We start from the raw sequence: 19361 nt of genomic DNA, 5'->3' as shown, positions 1-19361 counted from the left end.
AGTGCGTTAGCAAAAACATAAGGCGTCGGGCGACATTCTGGACGGCACACAGAATCGCCGGAGCAACGATGAACGAGCTTCTTGCAATTGGTCATCCCGAAGTCATGGCGGAACGCCAGCGCTGGCTGGCGAGCCTCAGCCGGGAGCGCCGACTGTCCGCAAAAACGGTCGAGGCTTACGAGCGCGACACCCGACAATTCCTGACCTTCCTGACCGGCCATCTCGCCGGGCCGCCGCGCCTGGCGGACATCCGCACACTGCGCCCGGCCGACCTGCGCGGCTTTCTTGCACAGCGGCGCAAGCAGGGTGTGGGCGCACGCACCCTCGGACGCGGGCTCGCGGGGCTTCGCTCGTTCCTGCGCTATCTGGAGAAAAATGGCCTCGCCAATGCCGCGGGCGCCCAAGCGGTGCGCTCGCCGAAGCAACCGAATTCCCTGCCGAAACCGCTGACGGACCGCGATGCGCTGAAGGTCGTGACGACCGACGCGCAACTCGCGGAGGAGCCGTGGATCGCGGCCCGTAACGCCGCCGTTCTGACGCTGCTCTACGGCTGCGGCCTGCGCATATCCGAGGCGCTCGCGCTGACGCCCGACGATTTTGCCGGCGCCAGTTCCTCGCTGCGTATCACCGGCAAAGGTGGCAAGACGCGAATCGTTCCGCTCATTGCCGCGGCGACCGACGCCGTGGCGACCTACACAGGGCTTTGTCCCTACCACCTCGCGGCGGATGCGCCGATGTTTCGCGGCAGCCGAGGCGCGACGCTTCAGCCGGCGATCATCCAACGCGAAATGCAGAAGCTGCGGGCGGCACTCGGCCTCCCCGATTCAGCGACACCGCACGCGCTGCGTCATTCCTTCGCCACGCATCTTCTCGCCGGCGGCGGCGACCTGCGCACCATCCAGGAACTGCTCGGCCATGCGAGCCTCTCGACGACGCAGGTCTACACCGGCGTCGATTCGACGCGGCTCCTCGAAATTTACGATCGAGCCCATCCGCGCGCCTGAAATTCGGCGAAGTGGCGGATTAACCAAGCTCGTTAAGGAACCCGTGACCGGCAAGGCGTAGGGTTCGAGAGAGCAATTCCACAGCGCCGCGCGTCTTTTCGGGCGCACAAAGGTCTGTAGCACCTTGAATTGCTGCATGTATTTATCTTTGTATTGGCTCCGGTTCATGGAGACATGCGGCAGGAGAAGTGTATGACGATTTTCCGTCCGGAATCGCGTGGTTTCGAGTAGAATTGCCCAGAATTCGGTGCCCGATGACAACGTTTCCGATCTCAAGATCCGCTCGCAATCTCGCTGTCAGGCTTACGGACGGCGTCCTGTGGCTGATCGCGTTCCTGCATCTTCTGGTGCTCGCGACCCTCATCGCCGCGCTGCTCTCGATTTCGGACGCCGGCGCCACCGAAGAGTCCACCTGCGGCGGCACCAATATCCTGGCGAGCATGGAACAGTCGGACCCGGCGCGCCTTGCCGCACTGCGCCAGGAGGCGAACGCAGTTCCGAACGGAAAGGGCCTCCTCTGGAAAATCGAAAGCCAGGGGTCGGCACCCTCCTGGCTGCTCGGCACCATGCACGTTACCGACCCGCGTGTTTTGGCGATGCCGGAGGGCGCGGTAGACGCTTTTACCAAGGCGGCGATCGTGATCGTCGAATCGGACGAGATCGTCGACGACACGAAGGCGGCGGCCGCGATCATGATGCGTCCCGACCTCACCATGTTCGCCGGAGACAAGACGATCAACGACTTTCTCAAGCCGGAGGATCGCCTGCGCCTGGAAAGCGGCCTCAAGCAACGTGGCATTCCGCTGCCGCTCGTCGCCAAGATGAAGCCCTGGATGATTGCGAGCTTCGTCGCCCTCCCGGCATGCGAAATCTCGCGCAAGGCTGCCGGCGCTTCCTTCCTCGACAAGAAGCTTGCGGAGGATGCCGTCAAGGAAGGAAAAACGCTGAAAGGACTGGAAACGCTGGTCGAGCAGCTTTCGGCAATGGACTCGCTGCCTGTCGAGCTTCACCTTCAGGCGTTGATCGAAACGCTGGCGCTCGGCAAGACGATCGACGATGTCATGCAGACAACCACTGATCTCTATCTTTCCGGCGACACCGGAATGATCATGCCGATGATGAAGTCCGTCTCCACACAGACCGCGGCAAGCGACTTCGGTTTTGCCGATTTCGAGCAGCGCATCATCATCGACCGCAACAAGATCATGGCGGCGCGGGCCGAGCCGATCCTGAAGGGCGGCAATGTCTTCATGGCCGTTGGCGCGCTGCATCTTTCCGGTCCGGAAGGCCTGGTCGAGCTGCTGCGCCAGCGCGGCTTCACCGTCACGCGGACAAACTGAGCGGGATGAGGAAAGGTGTGCGCGGTTTTCCGCCCGCATCCCGCGTCATTAGAATCGCCCCCGTTCACCGCCGCTCGTTCAGCCCGGCCAACAGCGTCGGGACGATCGTCTTGTGGAAAGGCGTGACAACCGCGAGATAGATGCGGCCGAGAATATTCCGGCGACGCACCAGGGTCGTGACGCCGATCACCTGGCATTCCGCCGGCCCGTCGCGGACGTCCACGACAATGCGAAAGTCCAGATGCCGGTCGTCGAAGCCGAGAACCGCCTTGCGCTCGTCATCTCGCAGGACGGGAAAAAAGCCAATCAGGCTATCGGCTGCGGCGGGTGCCGCAGTCTTCAGCCCGACGAACGACACGATCCTGTTGCGAAGCGCCAGAAGGATTCGAATCCAACCCGGCAGCGGCTCGAGCATTCGCCGCGCCGCCTCACGCGCCGTCAGCCGCTCGTTCAGAATGAGCAGTTCGTAGCGGTCCGCCCAGTCGGCTTCGGGCAGTATCGCATTCGGAAGGTGAGCGGCAACACTTCGCGGTCTCATGAACGATCCTCTATTGGCTCGTTCATGTTCGCGTCGGTCGGCCGCGCATGGTAGGGGGCCGCTTGTCGCAGCCCCCGCAGCCACTGTCTTGGTCGAAGGCGACCAAGACAGAATCATGCATCGTTTCAAAGCGCTAAAGCGTCGTTTCGAGCGTTTGAAAAGATGTGCCGCGCTGTAATGTCACATATGGATCGGCTTGAAGAAGGTGGCGAGAGCCGCCTCCTTGACTGCTTCCGACATGGTCGGATGTCCGTGGCACGTGCGTCCGAGGTCCTCCGACGAGCCGCCGAATTCCATCAGCACGGCGATCTCGTGAATCATTTCGCCGGCGCCGAAGCCGACGATATGGCCGCCGAGCACACGGTCGGTTTCCTTGTCGGCCAGGATTTTAACGAAACCATCCGTCTGAAGCATAGCGCGGGCGCGGCCATTGGCGGTGAAGGGGAACTTGCCGACCTTGTAGGCGACGCCCGCGGCCTTGAGCTCCTCCTCGGTCTTGCCGATCGAAGCGACCTCCGGTTGGGTGTATACGACGCCGGGAATGACGTCGTAGTTCACGTGACCGGCCTGTCCGGCGATGATCTCCGCGACGGCAACGCCTTCGTCCTCGGCTTTGTGGGCGAGCATCGGCCCGCGCACCACGTCGCCGATAGCATAGACGCCCGCCACGCTCGTCTGGAAGTGATGGTCGATCTCGACACGGCCGCGCGCATCCATGACGACGCCCGCCTTTGCGAGGCCCAGACCCTCGGTGCAGGGCTTCCGGCCAGTGGCGATCAACACGACATCCGCGTCGATCGTGGTCGACTCGCCGCCCTTGACCGGCTCGAACGTCACCTTTGCGCCACTGCCCGGCTTGGAGACGGCGGTCACCTTGGCGCCGAGCTTGATGTCGATGCCCTGCTTCGTCAGCATCCGGTGAAGCTGCTTGGCGACTTCGCCGTCCATGCCGCCGAGAATCGTGTCGAGGAATTCGACTACCGTGACCTTGGCGCCGAGACGTGCCCAGACCGAGCCGAGCTCCAGTCCGATGACGCCGCCGCCGACGACGACCATGCTCGCCGGTACCTTCTCCAGCTCGAGGCCACCGGTCGAGGAGATGATGACCTTCTCGTCGAACTCGACCTCAACGCCCGGTATGCCCGCGACGTCGGAGCCGGTCGCGATCACCACATTCTTCGCTTCGAGGACCTGCTCCTCGCCCTTGTCGTTCGTTACCGAAACCTTGCCTTGGCCCAGAACCTTGCCCGTGCCCTGAAAACCGTCGATCTTGTTCTTCTTGAAGAGGAAGGCGACGCCGTCGACATTCGACTTAACGGTCGCATCCTTGTGGGCCATCATCTTCTCGAGATTGAGCTTCGGGCTTGCGACCTCCACACCCAGCGCATCAAGACCGTGCTGTGCGTGGTGATACATCTCGGAAGCGTGCAGCAAAGCCTTGGAGGGGATGCAGCCGACATTGAGGCAGGTGCCGCCATAGGTGCTACGCTTCTCGACCACGGCAACCTTCATGCCCAGTTGCGCCGCCTTGATGGCGCAGACATAGCCGCCGGGGCCGCTTCCGATAACGATGAGATCATAAGCCATTTGATAATCCTTGTTTCAGGGGCGGTTACCGGCCGCCGCTGACGTTGAGAATTGCTCCCGTCACATAGGTCGCCTTATCCGACAGGAGATAGAGAATTGCATCGGCAACTTCGCCGGCCGTGCCGGGACGTTGCATGGGGATCGAAGGCGCCAGATCGCGGGCGCGATCCGGCAGGCCGCCGGAGGCATGAATTTCCGTATCGATGATGCCCGGACGCACGGCGTTCACGCGAATGCCTTCTGCCGCCACTTCACGCGCGAGGCCGACGGTGAAAGTGTCGATCGCACCCTTCGTGGTGGCGTAGTCCACATATTGGCCCGGTGCGCCCAGCACGGCGGCGATGGAGGTCAGATTGACGATAGAACCGCCGCGTCCCCCGTGGCGCGTCGACATCCTCAGTACCGCTTCGGCGGCACAGCGGATCGAGCCGGTCACGTTCACGCGGAGCATCCGGTCCAGCCGTTCCGCCGAAATCTCGTCGATGCGCTGCGGCGGGCCGACAATACCGGCATTGTTGACCAGGCCGTCGAGCCTGCCAAAGCCGGCATCGACGGCGGAGAAGATCGCCTTCACACCGGCTTCGGAACCGACGTCTCCCTCAACGGCAATCGCGACGCTGCCCGCCTCCTCGATCGCACGCACCACGTCTTCCGCCGCTTTCCGGTTGGAAGCGTAGTTGACCGCCACGCGCCAGCCTTCCCTGGCGGCCGCGACGCAGACGGCGGCACCTATGCCGCGGCTGCCGCCGGTGACGAGAAGAACGCGCTCGCCACTCATGCAGCACATCCCTTGAATTTAAAGACATCCGAGCTGTCGACGCTTGCCTTCCCCTTGCCCCAGGCACTCGACTCCGTGAGTGCCGGGCCGAAGCCCGGAAGCAGGATCTGCTCGGCGGCCGGGGCATCCTCCGCCTGAAGCAGCCCGATGCCGCCCGCCTTGTCGGCCGCGTAGATCACGCCTTCCCAGACGGTGCAGGCTCTCAATTCCTCGCCGGTCACGTCACCGGTCGGGCAATTGTGCATCACGATCCCGTTCGAGCGCTCCGGTTCGCCCGACCACAGGACGACGCCATCAAGAAGCAGTCCCGATTTCTCGACGCTAACCTTGAAGTGATTGCTGGTGGCAGCGCTTTCGGAGCCGACCGGCTCGAAGCGCAGCTCGTAGCCGCCGTCCGCATCGCCATAGATCGCATGTGCTTGCCGGCACTCGTCGGCAAGCACAGGAGTAGCGACCAGCGCGATGGCAAGCGAAGCTGGCAAAACGCTGCGGCTGATCATCAGGCGGCCTTCTCCGTCGCAAGCTTCAGCCCAAGCGCGATGAAGACGAGGCCGCTTGCCCGGTCGATCCACTTGCTCGCCCGGGTGAAGGCAGCACGCATCCGCGGCGTCGTCATGAACAGGCTGACGCCGACGAACCAGAGGATGAGAGCGCTCGCCATGACGAGGCCGTAGCCAAACTTGACCATCAAAGGCGTATGCGCGCTGACCACCGTCGAGAAGATCGACAAGAAGAAGAAGACCGCTTTCGGGTTAAGCGCATTGGCGGCGAAGCCGAGGCCGAAGGCTCTTAGCACCGACTGTGCCCTGCCCGCCCCTGCATCCTCTCCGGCTTCGGCCGTGATTTCCGTCTGGCCGGCGCGGAGTGCCTTGATACCGATATAGATCAGGTAAGCGACGCCGCACCATTTGACGATGTTGAAGAGATAGATCGACTGGGAAATGATCAGCCCCAGCCCGAGGATGGTGTAGCTGACGTGAAACATCAGCGACGTGCCGATGCCGAAGGAGGTGATGATCGCCTGACGGCGCCCATGCACCAGAGACTGCCGCATCACCATGGCGAGATCGGCGCCGGGCGAGATGATGGCGAACGAGAAGATCGCCATCAATGATGCGAGTTCGATCAAATAATTGCTCATGATTTTGCGACCGGTGCGTTGAAGGCCCAGATGTGACCGAAGGGATCCTGGATGCGCGCATAGCGTGCTTGCCAGAACGTATCCTGCGGTTCCATCACTGTCGATGCCCCGGCGGCGATCGCCTTGACAAAGGCCGCATCGACATCCTCCGGCTTCGCAAGATTGATATTGATCGCGACGCTGGCGCCGCCGGCCGTCTTGGGCGAACGGATACTCATTCCGAATTCCGGAAACTCGTCATGCAGCATGATCTCGCCGCCGAACAGGGCGAGATTGGCATGCATGACACGTTTACCGTCCTCGGCCATCTGGTGGAACGTGTTAACCGCGCCGAATGCCTTCTCGTAGAAGGCGATGGCGGCGAGGCCGTCCTTCACGCAGATATGAGCCTGGATCGGGGGAACGTTCGGTTCGAATGCCATGCTTTTCTCCTCCGTCTAGATGAGAATGCCTGCAAGGATCAGCGCCAACCCCACTGCCGATACAGCCCAGATCGCCGAGCGAACCCGCCCGAGCCCGGCGACATAGACCGGCAGATAGACGGCCCGCGCCCAGAACCAGATGATCGCACCCCACTGCGTCAGCAGCCCGCTGCGGCCGGTGAACTCTACCACGACCACGAGCACAATGAAGATCGGATAGGTCTCTTGAAAGTTGCGAAGCGCGCGCCCGGCGCGCGCGGTCAGCATGTTCGGCCGTTCCTCCACGTCTCGGTTTGGGTCCCGGTCGACAAGCCCGTGCTGCAAGCGGTAGGCGCCCGCCTGCGTCATCATGTAGACGAAGGCCAGCGCTGCGCTCGCGAGCAGGTAAGTCAGTTCCAGCGACATCCGCGCACCCGAAGGAAGAAGCGGGGGCTGCTTGTCGCGCCCCGCCTGTCTTAGAGATCGAGCACCAGGCGTTCCGGATCTTCGAGGCTCTCCTTGACGCGCACCAGGAAGGTAACTGCTTCCTTGCCGTCGACGATACGGTGGTCGTAGGAGAGAGCGAGATACATCATCGGACGGATGACGACCTGTCCGCCGATCGCAACCGGCCGGTCCTGGATCTTGTGCATGCCGAGGATGCCGGACTGCGGCGCGTTGAGGATCGGCGAGGACATCAGCGAACCATAGACGCCGCCGTTGGAGATGGTGAAGGTACCGCCCTGCATGTCGGCCATCGACAGCGCGCCATCGCGAGCGGCCTTGCCGAGGCGGCCGATTTCCTTCTCTATCTCGGCGATCGACATCTGGTCGGCATCGCGCACGACCGGAACGACGAGACCCTTGTCGGTACCGACGGCAACGCCGATGTGGCAGAAGTTCTTGTAGATGACGTCCGTGCCGTCGATCTCGGCGTTGACCGCCGGCAGTTCCTTGAGCGCATGCGTGACGGCCTTGGTGAAGAAGCCCATGAAGCCGAGCTTGACGCCGTGCTTCTTCTCGAAAATGTCCTTGTACTTGTTACGCAGGCTCATCACCGCGCTCATGTCCACCTCGTTGTAGGTGGTGAGCATCGCGGCCGTGTTCTGTGCATCCTTGAGGCGCTTGGCGATCGTCTGGCGCAGGCGCGTCATCTTGACTCGTTCCTCGCGCACGGCGTCCTCGGCCGGCGCCGGCGCACGCGCTTGGACTTTCGCCGGTTCAGCGGCGGGGGCCGAAATGCCCTTGGCGAGAGCAGCGATCACGTCGCCCTTCAGCACCTGGCCACGCTTGCCCGAACCGTCGACCTGATCGGCGGAGAGGCTGTTTTCCGCCAAGAGCTTGGCGGCGGCCGGTGCCGGCGGCATCGACGTCGGCGCCTGCGGTGCTGGCGCTGCAGCGGCGGGCTGCGCGGCCGGGGCGGCCGCAGCCGGTTCAGGCTTCTTCTCCGCCGGAGCCGGAGCAGCCGCCGCCGCACCGGCGCCTTCTGCGATCTGGCCGAGCAGCGCGCCAAGGCCGACGGTCTCGCCCGCCTGCGCTACGATTTCGGAAAGCGTGCCAGCGGCCGGCGCCGGCACTTCGATCGTCACCTTGTCGGTCTCGAGTTCGAGGATCGGTTCGTCGGCCTTGATCGCATCGCCAACCTTCTTGAACCAGGTGCCGACGGTCGCTTCGCTGACGGATTCGCCAAGAGTGGGAACGCGGATTTCTGTTGCCATGATTTTTGTTCCGTTGATCAGATATCTGTTTCTGTCGATTGGCAGACCGTGAGGGGCTTCGTCAGCCCCCCAGCGCGTCCTCGAGGAAAGCGGCAAGCTGCGCCATGTGCTTGGACATCAGGCCCGTCGCCGGCGACGCGGCGGCCGGACGGCCGGTATAACGCACCCGCTGGTATTTGGCATCGATATGGGCGAGCACCCATTCGAGATAGGGATCGATGAACGACCAGGCGCCCATGTTCTTCGGCTCTTCCTGGCACCACACCATCTCCGCATTGCGGAAGCGGCTGAGTTCGTTGATCAGAGCCTTGGCCGGAAACGGATAGAGCTGCTCGACGCGCAGCAGGTAGATGTCGTCGATGCCGCGCTTCTCGCGCTCCTCGAGCAGGTCGTAGTAGACCTTGCCGGTGCAGAGCACGACGCGGCGGATCTTCGAATCCTTCTGCAGCTTGATCGGGCCGTCCTTGATGACCTCCGCATCGTCCCAGAGCAGCCGGTGGAAGGAGCTCTCGCCCGCCATTTCGGAGAGGCTGGAGACCGCCCGCTTGTGGCGGAGCAGCGACTTCGGCGTCATCAGGATCAGCGGCTTGCGGAAGTCGCGCTTCACCTGGCGGCGCAGGATGTGGAAGTAGTTCGCCGGCGTGGTGACGTTGGCGACCTGCATGTTGTCTTCCGCGCAGAGCTGCAGGAAGCGTTCGAGGCGTGCGGACGAGTGCTCCGGCCCCTGGCCTTCATAGCCGTGCGGCAGCAGGCAGACGAGGCCGGACATGCGCAGCCACTTGCGTTCGCCGGACGAGATGAACTGGTCGAAGACCACCTGCGCGCCGTTGGCGAAGTCGCCGAACTGGGCTTCCCACAGCGTCAGCGCGTTCGGGCGGGCAAGCGAATAGCCGTATTCGAAGCCGAGCACCGCCTCTTCCGAGAGCATCGAGTTGATGACCTCGTAGCGTGCCTGGGTCGGCGACAGGTTGGCGAGCGGGATGTAGCGCTCTTCCGTCTGCTGATCATAAAGAACCGAATGGCGCTGCGAGAACGTGCCGCGCTCGCAGTCCTGCCCCGAGAGGCGGATCTTCGTGCCTTCTGTGACGAGCGTGCCGAAGGCAAGCGCTTCCGCCATCGCCCAGTCGATCCCCTCGCCGGTCTGCACCATGCTGGCGCGGTTTTCCATGAAGCGCTGGATCGTCCGGTGCGCGTTAAAGCCAGCCGGGATCTCGGAAATCTTGCGGCCGACTTCCTTCAGCTGTTTCATTGGCACCGAAGTCCGGCCGCGGCGCTGCTCGTCCTGGTTGTCGGCCGTGCGCAGGCCCGACCAGACGCCGTCGAGCCAGTCGGCCTTGTTCGGCTTGTAGGACTGGCCTATCTCGAACTCCTGCTCGAGATGGGCGCGCCAGTCGGCCTTCATCTTCTCGACTTCGCCTTCGGTCATGAGACCTTCGGCGATCAGCCGTTCGGAATAGAGCTGGACGACCGTCTTGTGGGCGCGGATGGCCTTGTACATCTTCGGCTGCGTGAACGCTGGCTCGTCGCCTTCGTTGTGGCCAAAGCGGCGATAGCAGAACATATCGACGACGACCGGCTTGTGGAACTTCATCCGGAACTCGGTCGCGACCTTGGCCGCGTAGACAACGGCTTCCGGATCATCGCCGTTCACGTGGAAGATCGGCGCTTCGATCATCTTCGCCACGTCCGACGGATAGGGCGACGAGCGCGAGAAGGCCGGGTTCGTGGTGAAGCCGATCTGGTTGTTGATGATGAAGTGTACGGTGCCTGCAACGCGGTGACCGCGCAGACCAGAAAGGCCGAGGATTTCTGCGATGACGCCCTGCCCGGCAAAGGCCGCGTCGCCATGCAGCAGAAGCGGCATGACCTTGACGCGTTCGCGCAGCGGAATGATGTCGCCCTCGAACACGGTCGCCATCTGGTCCTGCTTGGCGCGCGCCTTGCCCATGACGACCGGGTTGACGATCTCGAGATGCGACGGGTTCGCCGTCAGCGACAGGTGCACCTTGTTGCCGTCGAATTCGCGGTCGGACGAAGCGCCGAGGTGATATTTGACGTCGCCGGAACCTTCCACGTCATCGGGTGCATAGGAGCCGCCCTTGAACTCGTGGAAGATGGCGCGATGCGGCTTGGCCATCACCTGGGAAAGCACGTTGAGGCGGCCGCGGTGGGCCATGCCGAGGACGATTTCCTTGAGGCCTTCCTGGCCGCCGCGCTTGATGATCTGCTCCAGCGCCGGGATCAGCGACTCGCCGCCGTCGAGGCCGAAGCGCTTCGTGCCCTTGTACTTGACGTCGATGAACTGCTCGAAGCCTTCGGATTCGACGAGCTTCTGCAGGATCGCCCGCTTGCCCTCGGCCGTGAATTCGACGCCCTTGTCCGGACCTTCGATGCGGGCCTGGATCCAGGCCTTTTCCTCGGGGTTGGACATATGCATGAATTCGACGCCCATCGTCGAGCAATAGGTGCGTTCGAGGATTTCAACCATTTCGCGCACGGTCGCGTATTCGAGGCCGAGCACGTTGTCGATGAAGATCTTGCGGTCGTAATCCTTCTCCTCGAAGCCGTAGGACTTCGGCGAAAGCTCATCGTAGTCCTCGACCGGATCGGCAAGGCCGAGCGGATCGAGCTTGGCATGGAGATGGCCGCGCATGCGGTAGGCGCGGATCATCATGATGGCGCGGACGGAATCGCGCGTCGACTGATGGACCTCCGCTTCGCTGACCGGGACGCCCGTGACGGCCGCGGCTTCCTCGACCTTGGCCTTGACCTTCTTTTCGATGACCTTTTCTACGGCGCCCCAGTCGCCGTCGAGCGCCGACACGAGTTCGCCATTGGCCGCGATCGGCCAGTTGCTTTTCTTCCAGGAGGCGCCCTTGGCGGCCTTCACAACGTCTTCCGGCCGGTCGGCGAGCGCCTTGAAGAAGGATTGCCATTCGGACGAAACGGAGGACGGATCCGCTTCGAAGCGTGCATAGAGCTGCTCTATGTAAGCAGCGTTGGCGCCATCCAGAAACGATGTGAGCTGGAATTGCTCGTTGGCCTCTTGCCTTGTCATGGTCTCTCGCGAACCCCTGGTTCGCCTCCTGACTAAAGTTGGATGCCGGGTCTTCCCGGTCGTTCACGTTTATTCGGCGCTTCTAGTGCGCCAAGCTTGCGTCATAAATTGGTTCGGCTGAGGGCCGGCACTCGGCGCCGGCCCCGAGCCTCGCTATCGGAGCCTCAGCCCTTCAGGACTTCGACCAGTGTCTTGCCGAGGCGTGCCGGCGACGGCGAGACGCGGATGCCGGCCGATTCCATCGCCGCGATCTTGTCTTCCGCGCCGCCCTTGCCGCCGGAAATGACCGCGCCGGCATGGCCCATGGTGCGGCCGGGGGGGGCCGTGCGGCCGGCGATGAAGCCGACCATCGGCTTCTTGCGGCCGCGCTTGGCTTCGTCCTTCAGGAATTGCGCCGCGTCCTCTTCAGCCGAGCCGCCGATCTCGCCGATCATGATGATCGACTTGGTCTCGTCGTCGGCGAGGAACATTTCGAGCACGTCGATGAATTCGGTGCCCTTGACCGGGTCGCCGCCGATGCCGACAGCGGTCGTCTGGCCGAGACCTTCGTTGGTGGTCTGGAAGACGGCCTCATAGGTGAGCGTACCGGAGCGCGACAGAACGCCGACCGAGCCCTTGCGGAAGATATTGCCCGGCATGATGCCGATCTTGCATTCGTTCGGGGTCAGCACGCCCGGGCAGTTCGGGCCGATGAGGCGCGAGGACGACTTCTCGAGCCGCGCCTTGACCTTGACCATGTCGGCGACCGGGATGCCCTCGGTGATGCAGACGATCAGCGGAATTTCCGCGTCGATCGCCTCGATGATCGCGGCGGCAGCGCCTGCCGGCGGCACATAGATGACCGATGCATTAGCGCCGGTCGCGTCACGGCCTTCGGCAACCGAGGCGAAGATCGGAAGCTCTTCGCCCTTGGCGCCGGTCCAGGTCTCGCCACCCTTCTTCGGGTGGATACCGCCGACCATCTTCGTGCCGTTATAGGCGAGCGCCTGTTCGGTGTGGAAGGTACCGGTCTTGCCGGTCAGGCCCTGAACCAGGACCTTGGTGTCTTTGTTGATCAGGATGGACATCGGCCTCAGGCTCCCTTCACGGCTGCAACGATCTTCTGGGCGGCATCGTCCAGGTCATCGGCGGAGATGACGTTGAGGCCCGATTCATTGATGATCTTCTTGCCAAGCTCGACATTGGTGCCTTCGAGGCGAACGACGAGCGGCACCTTGAGACCCACTTCCTTGACGGCAGCGAGCACGCCTTCGGCGATGACGTCGCACTTCATGATGCCGCCGAAGATGTTGACGAGAATGCCCTTAACGGCCGGATCGGCAGTAATGATTTTGAAGGCGTGCGTCACCTTTTCCTTCGAAGCGCCGCCGCCGACGTCGAGGAAGTTCGCTGGCTCCGCGCCATAGAGCTTGATGATGTCCATGGTCGCCATGGCAAGCCCGGCCCCGTTGACCATGCAGCCGATGTTGCCGTCGAGAGCGACATAGGCGAGGTCATGCTTGGAGGCTTCGATTTCCTTCTCGTCCTCTTCCGTCGTGTCGCGCAGCGCGACCACGTCCTCGTGGCGGAAGAGCGCGTTGCCGTCGAAGGAGACCTTGGCGTCGAGCACGCGCATGCGGCCGTTCTTCATGACGATAAGCGGATTGACCTCCAGCAGGCTCATGTCCTTCTCGACGAAGGCCTTGTAGAGGATCGGGAAGAGCTTTTCAGCATCGGCACGCGCTTCGCCTTCGAGCTTCAGCGCCTCGGCGAGCGTCTTCAGATTTTCTGCGGTGACGCCCTTGTCCGGGTCGATCGCGACAGTGACGATCTTCTCCGGCGTATGCTCGGCAACCGCTTCGATGTCCATGCCGCCCTCGGTCGAAACGACAAAGGCAACCTGACCGACGGACCGATCGACGAGGATCGAGAGATAGAGTTCGCGGTCGATGTCGGCACCGTCCTCGATGTAGAGGCGGTTGACCTGCTTGCCGGCCGGACCGGTCTGCTTGGTCACCAGCGTGTTGCCAAGCATCTCCTTCGCGTTCGCCACAACCTCGTCGACGGATTTTGCGAGCCGCACGCCGCCCTTGGCGTCGGGGCCGAGTTCCTTGAACTTGCCCTTGCCGCGACCACCGGCGTGGATCTGGCTCTTCACGACGTAGAGCGGTCCCGGCAGCTTCTTCGCAGCGGCTTCCGCTTCGTCGGCGGAGAAGATCGCGACGCCTTCGGCGACCGGCGCGCCATAGCTCTTCAGCAGAGCCTTGGCCTGATATTCATGAATATTCATGGGGTTATTCCTGTCTGATTGGCCGGATGGCGGTTACTTCAGGCTGGGCGCGATGTTGATGCAGGCTTCGCAAAGGCCAGCGACCGCCGCGACCGAGTTGTCGAAGGCTTCCTTCTCGCTCTTGTTGAGATCGATCTCGATGATGCGCTCGACGCCGCCGGCACCGATGATCGTCGGCACGCCGACATACATGTCCTTGACGCCGTACTGGCCGGAAAGATGGGCCGCACAGGGAAGCACGCGCTTCTTGTCCTTGAGATAGGCTTCCGCCATCTCGATCGCGGAAGCAGCCGGCGCATAATAGGCCGAGCCGGCCTTCAAGAGGCCGACGATCTCGGCGCCACCGTCACGGGTGCGCTGGATGATTTCCTCGAGGCGGTCCTTGGTGACCCAGCCCATCTGGACGAGATCGGTCAACGGAATGCCGGCAACGGTCGAGTAGCGGGCGAGCGGCACCATCGTGTCGCCATGGCCGCCAAGCACGAAGGCCGTTACGTCCTGAACGGACACGTTGAACTCCTGGCTGAGGAAGAGGCGGAAGCGCGAGGAGTCGAGAACGCCGGCCATACCGACGACCTTGTTCTTCGGCAGGCCGGAGAACTTCTGCAGCGCCCACACCATGGCGTCGAGCGGGTTGGTGATGCAGATGACGAATGCGTTCGGCGCATATTTCTTGATGCCGGCACCGACCTGTTCCATGACCTTGAGGTTGATGCCGAGCAGATCATCGCGGCTCATGCCGGGCTTGCGCGGCACGCCGGCTGTCACGATGCAGACGTCGGCACCTTCGATCGCAGAATAATCGCTCGCGCCCGTGAGCGATGCATCGAAACCTTCGACCGGGGACGACTGTGCGATATCGAGGCCCTTGCCTTGGGGAATGCCGTCGGCGATGTCGAACAGGACAATATCGCCCAGTTCCTTCAGGCCGGCGAGATGCGCCAGCGTGCCACCAATCATCCCTGAGCCGATAAGTGCAATCTTGTTGCGCGCCATGAAAGTGCTTCCTTTGTGATCCCAATATGATCGAGGCCTGAAACGCGGCAAACGCCAAACCTTCGCGAAAGCCCATAAACGGCAAATGATAAAATATCAATTGATACTTTTTGGCAGAGCAATTTCAATCGGTTAGATCATAAAATCCTTACGTAAACGTAAGATTTCGTGTAACCATTGCGTCATCAAACAGCCGTTCTCGCCGGATGTTGCGCCGCATATTCCTCGCTTTGCATCTCGATCAGACGCGATACGGTGCGGTCGAATTCGAAGCCCTCCGTCCCCTTTTTAGCGGTCAGCAGCTGCTGCGGTTCGGCCGCGGCGGAGGCAAAGAGGCGCGCGCCCTGGTCGTAGAGGGCGTCGACGAGGATGATGAACCGCTTGGTCTCGTTGCGCAGGTGGGGCCCAAGATGCGGAACGTGATCGACAAAGATCGTGCTGTATTGCGCCAGGATGGCGAGGTAGTCGGCGGCACCGAGCGGCTGCGCGCAGAGGTCGGCAAAAGCGAAACGGGCGCTTCGGCCGGACGCCGATGGCACGTGGATCTTGCGCCCCTTGCGGCTGATTTCCGCCGGGGCTTCGGGCGCTCCGCCGGTCTCGCGATACCAGGCGCGGTCCATCGCGGCTTCCGCCTCCGGACCGAGCGGCGAAAGCCAGACCGGATTTCCATCCGTCTTCTGCAGGCGGTAATCCGTCTCGGTATCGAGCGAGATGATCTCCGCGTTCGCCTTCAGCAGGTCGATGAAAGGGAGAAAGAGGCCACGATTGAGGCCATCGCGGTAAAGATCGGTCGGCTCAACGTTCGATGTCGCGACGAGCACGCAGCCCTTGACAAAAAGCTCGCCGAAGAGGCGCGCCAGGATCATCGCGTCGGCAATGTCGGTGACCGAGAATTCATCGAAGCACAGCAGCCGCGCCTCGCCGAAGAGCTCGGAGGCCACCGGAGGGATCGGGTCGGCCTGCTTCGTCTCGCCATTCTTGAGTTTCTGGCGATGCTTGTAGATGCGCTCGTGCACATCCGCCATGAACTCGTGGAAATGCGCCCGGCGCTTGCGCTGGATCGGCACGGCGTCGAAGAACATGTCCATCAGCATCGTCTTGCCGCGCCCGACGCCACCGTGGATGTAAAGCCCCTTGACCGGAGCGTGGTCCTTCTTGCGCGAGGCGAAAAGCCAGCCAAGTGCGTTGGACTTGCGCGACGGCCTGCTGGCAAGCAGTTCCGCCGTCAGGTGGTCGAGCCGCCGGGCGATTGCCAATTGCGCCGGGTCGCGCTGGCGTTCGCCAGTGGTGACGAGCGTTTCGAGTTTATGGAGAATGCTGTCGTCTGGGTTGAGCACGCGGCACCCAAGGTGAGCAAGGAACAATTCCGGCGCGAGAGGCGCGGGACGGGCGAAAACTGCTCACACGTCCTCATCCCGCGTCGCATCCGGCCAAGGGCCGGACGTTAACGGCCGTCAGCGGCTGAGGCTCACCGGCTGCCCGCTGTTGGTCGAACCGTCGAAGCGCGCGTCCGCAGTCTTGTAAAGGCGGGCGATCGGGCTGCCGCCCCGGTCCTTGAGCACAACCTGCTTGCCGGCCACTTCCCAGGAACCCATCGTCGTCAGTTCACCGGCGCAGCCGCGCGTGCCGCCGCGCGATCCGCTGCCGAGGTTCGTCAGCGTCAGGAACATGTCGCAGGAACTGCCGGCGCTCGACACGCGCCAATTGCCGACCATCGATTCCTTCGTCACATCGAGCGCGTTGGGGGCTGCCGCAACTTGTGTGCCCGCCGGTGCACCGCCGGGTGCAGCAGCGCCGGTCGGTGCCGCGGGGAACTGCGAAGTGTTCGTCGTCGGGTCAGGGAGCTGGCTCGACGAAACCGTCGGAACCGGCTGGGCCTGCAGGGGAGCAGGTGAAACATCCTGAGAACCGAAACCACCCATGGATGTCCGCTGGCATCCGGTCAGCGCAAGCACAACCGCCAGCCCCGCCGCCGCATGAAAAACCCGCATATCTCTTACCCCCGATATCTTCGCCGAACCATGATGCAACGCGATAATAATGGCCGAACTACAGCAAATCCACCTGTCAAATCAAGGGAAGGCATTTCAGCAGTACCTGTTGCACGTTTGAAACGTTGGTCCGAAGAGGAATGCACCCTCGGGAAGAATGGAAAATCCAGCTGGCGTAAACACAATCAGTGATTGATCCCGGCATAGGCGCGGTCGCCCCAGAGCGCCTCGACCGCCCGGTTCCTGCCGCAGCCGTTCCTGTAGTACCAGTAGCGAATCGGGTTTCGCGCGCCGAAGTCCTGATGGTAGTCCTCGGCGGGCCAGAATTTTGCGGCGCCTTCGACCGGCGTGACGATCGGCTTGCCGAGTTCGGCTTCGGCCTTGATCTTTCCGGCCTTCGCGTCCATCGCCTGCCTCTCGTCGAGTGCGTAGATCGCCGTCGTATAGGCAAAACCGCGATCGCAGAACTGACCCCCGCCATCCGTCGGGTCGGTCGTGTGAAACAGCACGGCGACAAGCGTCGAATAGGAAACCCTTTCCGGATCGAACTTGATCCGGACGACTTCGCGATGACCGCCCTTCACGTAATCCTCATAGGTCGGATTGGCGCTTGTGCCACCGGCGTAACCCGAGATCGTCTCGAGCACGCCGGGCACACCATCGAAATCGGTCTCGACGCACCAGAAGCAGCCGCCGGCAAACAGCGCGAATTGCGGCTCGGCCGCCCGCGCCGGCAGGGCCATCAGACAACCGGCGGCAAGTGCAAGCAACAAACGATTCATCGCAATCTCCGATCCCAGTCTAAAGCTATGAGGACCGTTGAAAGTTTCAAATCAAATGCCGACACGTGGACGTGAAATTCGTGATACGCAAACGGCAGGCCAGAAAGCCGGCCGTCGAAATCGTCGCCGACAAAAAAGCCGCCGGATCAGATCCTGCGCTCGACCAGCATCTTCTTGATTTCGCCGATCGCCTTGGCCGGGTTAAGCCCCTTCGGACAGGCCTGGGCGCAATTCATGATCGTGTGGCAGCGGTAGAGCCGGAACGGATCCTCGAGATTGTCGAGCCGCTCGCCGGTCGCCTCGTCTCTGGAGTCGATCAGCCAGCGGTAGGCCTGCAAGAGAACGGCCGGGCCGAGATAACGATCGCCGTTCCACCAGTAGCTCGGACAGGAGGTCGAGCAGCAGGCGCACAGGATGCACTCGTAGAGACCGTCGAGCTTCTGACGGTCCTCGTGGCTCTGCTTCCATTCCTTGGCCGGCGTCGGCGAAACGGTTTTCAGCCAGGGCTCGATCGAGCGGTGCTGGGCATAGAAATTGGTGAGATCCGGAACCAGATCCTTGACCACCGGCATATGCGGCAGCGGATAGATCTTCACGGTTCCCTTGACCTCGTCCATGCCCTTGGTGCAGGCGAGCGTGTTGGTGCCGTCGATGTTCATCGCGCAGGAGCCGCAGATGCCCTCGCGACAGGAGCGGCGCAGCGTCAGCGTCGGATCGATCTTGTTCTTGATGTAGAGCAGACCGTCGAGCACCATCGGGCCACAGTCGTCGATGTCGATATAGTAGGTGTCGACGCGCGGGTTCTTGCCGTCGTCCGGGTTCCAGCGATAGACGCGGTATTCGCGCAGGTTCGTCGCGCCGACCGGCTTCGGCCAGACCTTGCCTTCGGTGATCTGCGAGTTCTTGGGGAGAGCGAGTTCAACCATATCCTTAAACCTCGAGATCAGTACACGCGCGCCTTCGGGGCGATCTTCATCGGATCGATGCCCTCGGCGATCAGGTCGGTGTGAACCGGGCGGTAATCGAGCCGGACATCGCCGGCGTCGTTGACCCAGGCGAGCGTATGCTTGCGCCAGTTGACATCGTCGCGCCCGCCGAATGGGCCCTCGGTGTAATCCTCGCGCGCATGCGAGCCACGGCTCTCCTTGCGGGCCTCGGCGCCGTAGATGGTGGTGATGGCGTTGGCCATCAGGTTTTCCAGTTCCAGCGTTTCGACAAGGTCCGAGTTCCAGATCATCGAGCGGTCGGTAACCTTGACGTCGGGAAGTTCCTTCCAGATTTCCGACAGACGGCGGCAGCCGGATGCAAGCGATTCCTGCGTGCGGAATACGGCGGCGTCCTCCTGCATGGCGCGCTGCATCTTTTCGCGCAGCACCGCCGTCGGCGTCCTGCCATTCGCATGACGCAGGCGATCGAAGCGCTCGACAATACGGTCGCAGGCGGCGGTGTTGAGCGCCGGGATCGATTCCTGGCGGTCGATGATCTGGCCGGCACGGATCGCCGCGGCACGGCCGAAGACGACGAGGTCAATTAGCGAATTGGAGCCGAGGCGGTTGGCGCCGTGAACCGAGGCGCAGCCCGCTTCGCCGACCGCCATCAGGCCGGGCGCGATGCGCTCGGGGTTCTCACCGTCGGCGTTCAGCACCTCGCCCCAATAATTGGTCGGAATGCCACCCATGTTGTAGTGGACGGTCGGCAGCACCGGGATCGGCTCGCGGGTCACATCGACGCCGGCGAAGATCTTCGCGCTCTCGGAAA

Annotated in this window: 19 protein-coding genes; 2 read left to right on the top strand and 17 right to left on the bottom strand. The window is 62.6% G+C overall.

Going from position 1 to position 19361, the window contains the following annotated elements:
* Positions 1-68: 68 nt before the first annotated feature.
* Positions 69-1004 (top strand): tyrosine recombinase XerC, encoded by a 936-nt coding sequence (locus QN219_RS25645; protein ID WP_284002936.1) that lies wholly within the window; start codon positions 69-71, stop codon positions 1002-1004.
* A gap of 254 nt (positions 1005-1258) precedes the next feature.
* Positions 1259-2344 (top strand): TraB/GumN family protein, encoded by a 1086-nt coding sequence (locus QN219_RS25640; protein ID WP_284002934.1) that lies wholly within the window; start codon positions 1259-1261, stop codon positions 2342-2344.
* Positions 2345-2408: 64 nt separating this feature from the next.
* On the opposite strand, the gene QN219_RS25635 is transcribed toward QN219_RS25640, so the two are convergent.
* The 17 genes from QN219_RS25635 to QN219_RS25555 form a co-directional block, all read right to left on the bottom strand.
* On the bottom strand, positions 2409-2882 hold the full coding sequence (locus tag QN219_RS25635) for a DUF2867 domain-containing protein (RefSeq protein ID WP_284002933.1): 474 nt from the start codon (positions 2880-2882) through the stop codon (positions 2409-2411).
* A 180-nt stretch (positions 2883-3062) separates the two neighbouring features.
* Positions 3063-4469 (bottom strand): dihydrolipoyl dehydrogenase, encoded by a 1407-nt coding sequence (lpdA, locus tag QN219_RS25630; RefSeq protein ID WP_284002932.1) that lies wholly within the window; start codon positions 4467-4469, stop codon positions 3063-3065.
* A gap of 25 nt (positions 4470-4494) precedes the next feature.
* Complete coding sequence (locus tag QN219_RS25625) at positions 4495-5247, bottom strand: SDR family oxidoreductase (protein ID WP_284002931.1); 753 nt, start codon at positions 5245-5247, stop codon at positions 4495-4497.
* Entirely contained in the window at positions 5244-5747 is a 504-nt protein-coding gene (locus QN219_RS25620; protein ID WP_405052264.1) for a hypothetical protein, read from the bottom strand. The genes QN219_RS25625 and QN219_RS25620 overlap by 4 nt, the downstream gene beginning before the upstream one ends.
* Positions 5747-6388 carry a LysE family transporter gene (locus QN219_RS25615; RefSeq protein ID WP_284002930.1) on the bottom strand — a complete coding sequence of 214 codons (642 nt, stop codon included), beginning with the start codon at positions 6386-6388 and terminating at the stop codon, positions 5747-5749. The genes QN219_RS25620 and QN219_RS25615 overlap by 1 nt, the downstream gene beginning before the upstream one ends.
* Entirely contained in the window at positions 6385-6810 is a 426-nt protein-coding gene (locus QN219_RS25610; protein WP_284002929.1) for a VOC family protein, read from the bottom strand. Before QN219_RS25610 ends, QN219_RS25615 begins: the two co-directional genes overlap by 4 nt.
* A 15-nt stretch (positions 6811-6825) precedes the next feature.
* On the bottom strand, positions 6826-7215 hold the full coding sequence (locus QN219_RS25605; RefSeq protein WP_284002927.1) for an MAPEG family protein: 390 nt from the start codon (positions 7213-7215) through the stop codon (positions 6826-6828).
* 50 nt (positions 7216-7265) lie between these two features.
* The gene (odhB, locus tag QN219_RS25600; RefSeq protein ID WP_284002925.1) at positions 7266-8507 is read right to left on the bottom strand and encodes a 2-oxoglutarate dehydrogenase complex dihydrolipoyllysine-residue succinyltransferase; all 1242 of its coding nucleotides are present in this window, start codon (positions 8505-8507) and stop codon (positions 7266-7268) included.
* A 61-nt stretch (positions 8508-8568) separates the two neighbouring features.
* Entirely contained in the window at positions 8569-11565 is a 2997-nt protein-coding gene (locus QN219_RS25595; RefSeq protein WP_284002924.1) for a 2-oxoglutarate dehydrogenase E1 component, read from the bottom strand.
* A 164-nt stretch (positions 11566-11729) separates the two neighbouring features.
* The gene (gene sucD, locus QN219_RS25590) at positions 11730-12632 is read right to left on the bottom strand and encodes a succinate--CoA ligase subunit alpha (RefSeq protein WP_284002922.1); all 903 of its coding nucleotides are present in this window, start codon (positions 12630-12632) and stop codon (positions 11730-11732) included.
* 5 nt (positions 12633-12637) lie between these two features.
* Complete coding sequence (sucC, locus tag QN219_RS25585; protein WP_284002921.1) at positions 12638-13834, bottom strand: ADP-forming succinate--CoA ligase subunit beta; 1197 nt, start codon at positions 13832-13834, stop codon at positions 12638-12640.
* 33 nt (positions 13835-13867) lie between these two features.
* Entirely contained in the window at positions 13868-14830 is a 963-nt protein-coding gene (mdh, locus tag QN219_RS25580) for a malate dehydrogenase (RefSeq protein ID WP_284002920.1), read from the bottom strand.
* 185 nt (positions 14831-15015) lie between these two features.
* Positions 15016-16167, bottom strand: a complete 1152-nt coding sequence (gene zapE, locus QN219_RS25575) for a cell division protein ZapE (RefSeq protein ID WP_284002919.1) — start codon at positions 16165-16167, stop codon at positions 15016-15018.
* A gap of 117 nt (positions 16168-16284) precedes the next feature.
* On the bottom strand, positions 16285-16821 hold the full coding sequence (locus QN219_RS25570; RefSeq protein ID WP_284002918.1) for a protease inhibitor Inh/omp19 family protein: 537 nt from the start codon (positions 16819-16821) through the stop codon (positions 16285-16287).
* 185 nt (positions 16822-17006) lie between these two features.
* Complete coding sequence (msrA, locus tag QN219_RS25565) at positions 17007-17603, bottom strand: peptide-methionine (S)-S-oxide reductase MsrA (protein ID WP_284002917.1); 597 nt, start codon at positions 17601-17603, stop codon at positions 17007-17009.
* Positions 17604-17749: 146 nt separating this feature from the next.
* Positions 17750-18529, bottom strand: coding sequence for a succinate dehydrogenase iron-sulfur subunit (locus QN219_RS25560; protein WP_284002916.1), 780 nt, complete (start codon positions 18527-18529; stop codon positions 17750-17752).
* Between the two features lie 17 nt (positions 18530-18546).
* Positions 18547-19361: FAD-binding protein (locus tag QN219_RS25555; RefSeq protein ID WP_284002915.1), on the bottom strand; the 815-nt coding region annotated here is incomplete at its 5' end.

Source organism: Sinorhizobium sp. 8-89, assembly GCF_030124325.1.
Classification (GTDB): Bacteria; Pseudomonadota; Alphaproteobacteria; order Rhizobiales; family Rhizobiaceae; genus Sinorhizobium.
Note: the sequence above shows the minus strand (reverse complement) of the source record. Positions and strands in the feature narration are given on the sequence as shown.

Excerpts from the sequence above, each read along its gene's own strand:
- QN219_RS25605 (WP_284002927.1), bottom strand. The coding sequence starts at position 7,215 with ATGTCGCTGGAACTGACTTACCTGCTCGCGAGCGCAGCGCTGGCCTTC.
- QN219_RS25645 (WP_284002936.1), top strand. The coding sequence starts at position 69 with ATGAACGAGCTTCTTGCAATTGGTCATCCCGAAGTCATGGCGGAACGC.
- QN219_RS25570 (WP_284002918.1), bottom strand. The coding sequence starts at position 16,821 with ATGCGGGTTTTTCATGCGGCGGCGGGGCTGGCGGTTGTGCTTGCGCTG.
- odhB (WP_284002925.1), bottom strand. The coding sequence starts at position 8,507 with ATGGCAACAGAAATCCGCGTTCCCACTCTTGGCGAATCCGTCAGCGAA.
- QN219_RS25615 (WP_284002930.1), bottom strand. The coding sequence starts at position 6,388 with ATGAGCAATTATTTGATCGAACTCGCATCATTGATGGCGATCTTCTCG.
- lpdA (WP_284002932.1), bottom strand. The coding sequence starts at position 4,469 with ATGGCTTATGATCTCATCGTTATCGGAAGCGGCCCCGGCGGCTATGTC.
- QN219_RS25640 (WP_284002934.1), top strand. The coding sequence starts at position 1,259 with ATGACAACGTTTCCGATCTCAAGATCCGCTCGCAATCTCGCTGTCAGG.
- QN219_RS25560 (WP_284002916.1), bottom strand. The coding sequence starts at position 18,529 with ATGGTTGAACTCGCTCTCCCCAAGAACTCGCAGATCACCGAAGGCAAG.
- mdh (WP_284002920.1), bottom strand. The coding sequence starts at position 14,830 with ATGGCGCGCAACAAGATTGCACTTATCGGCTCAGGGATGATTGGTGGC.
- QN219_RS25620 (WP_405052264.1), bottom strand. The coding sequence starts at position 5,747 with ATGATCAGCCGCAGCGTTTTGCCAGCTTCGCTTGCCATCGCGCTGGTC.
- sucD (WP_284002922.1), bottom strand. The coding sequence starts at position 12,632 with ATGTCCATCCTGATCAACAAAGACACCAAGGTCCTGGTTCAGGGCCTG.
- QN219_RS25625 (WP_284002931.1), bottom strand. The coding sequence starts at position 5,247 with ATGAGTGGCGAGCGCGTTCTTCTCGTCACCGGCGGCAGCCGCGGCATA.
- sucC (WP_284002921.1), bottom strand. The coding sequence starts at position 13,834 with ATGAATATTCATGAATATCAGGCCAAGGCTCTGCTGAAGAGCTATGGC.
- QN219_RS25610 (WP_284002929.1), bottom strand. The coding sequence starts at position 6,810 with ATGGCATTCGAACCGAACGTTCCCCCGATCCAGGCTCATATCTGCGTG.
- msrA (WP_284002917.1), bottom strand. The coding sequence starts at position 17,603 with ATGAATCGTTTGTTGCTTGCACTTGCCGCCGGTTGTCTGATGGCCCTG.
- QN219_RS25635 (WP_284002933.1), bottom strand. The coding sequence starts at position 2,882 with ATGAGACCGCGAAGTGTTGCCGCTCACCTTCCGAATGCGATACTGCCC.
- QN219_RS25595 (WP_284002924.1), bottom strand. The coding sequence starts at position 11,565 with ATGACAAGGCAAGAGGCCAACGAGCAATTCCAGCTCACATCGTTTCTG.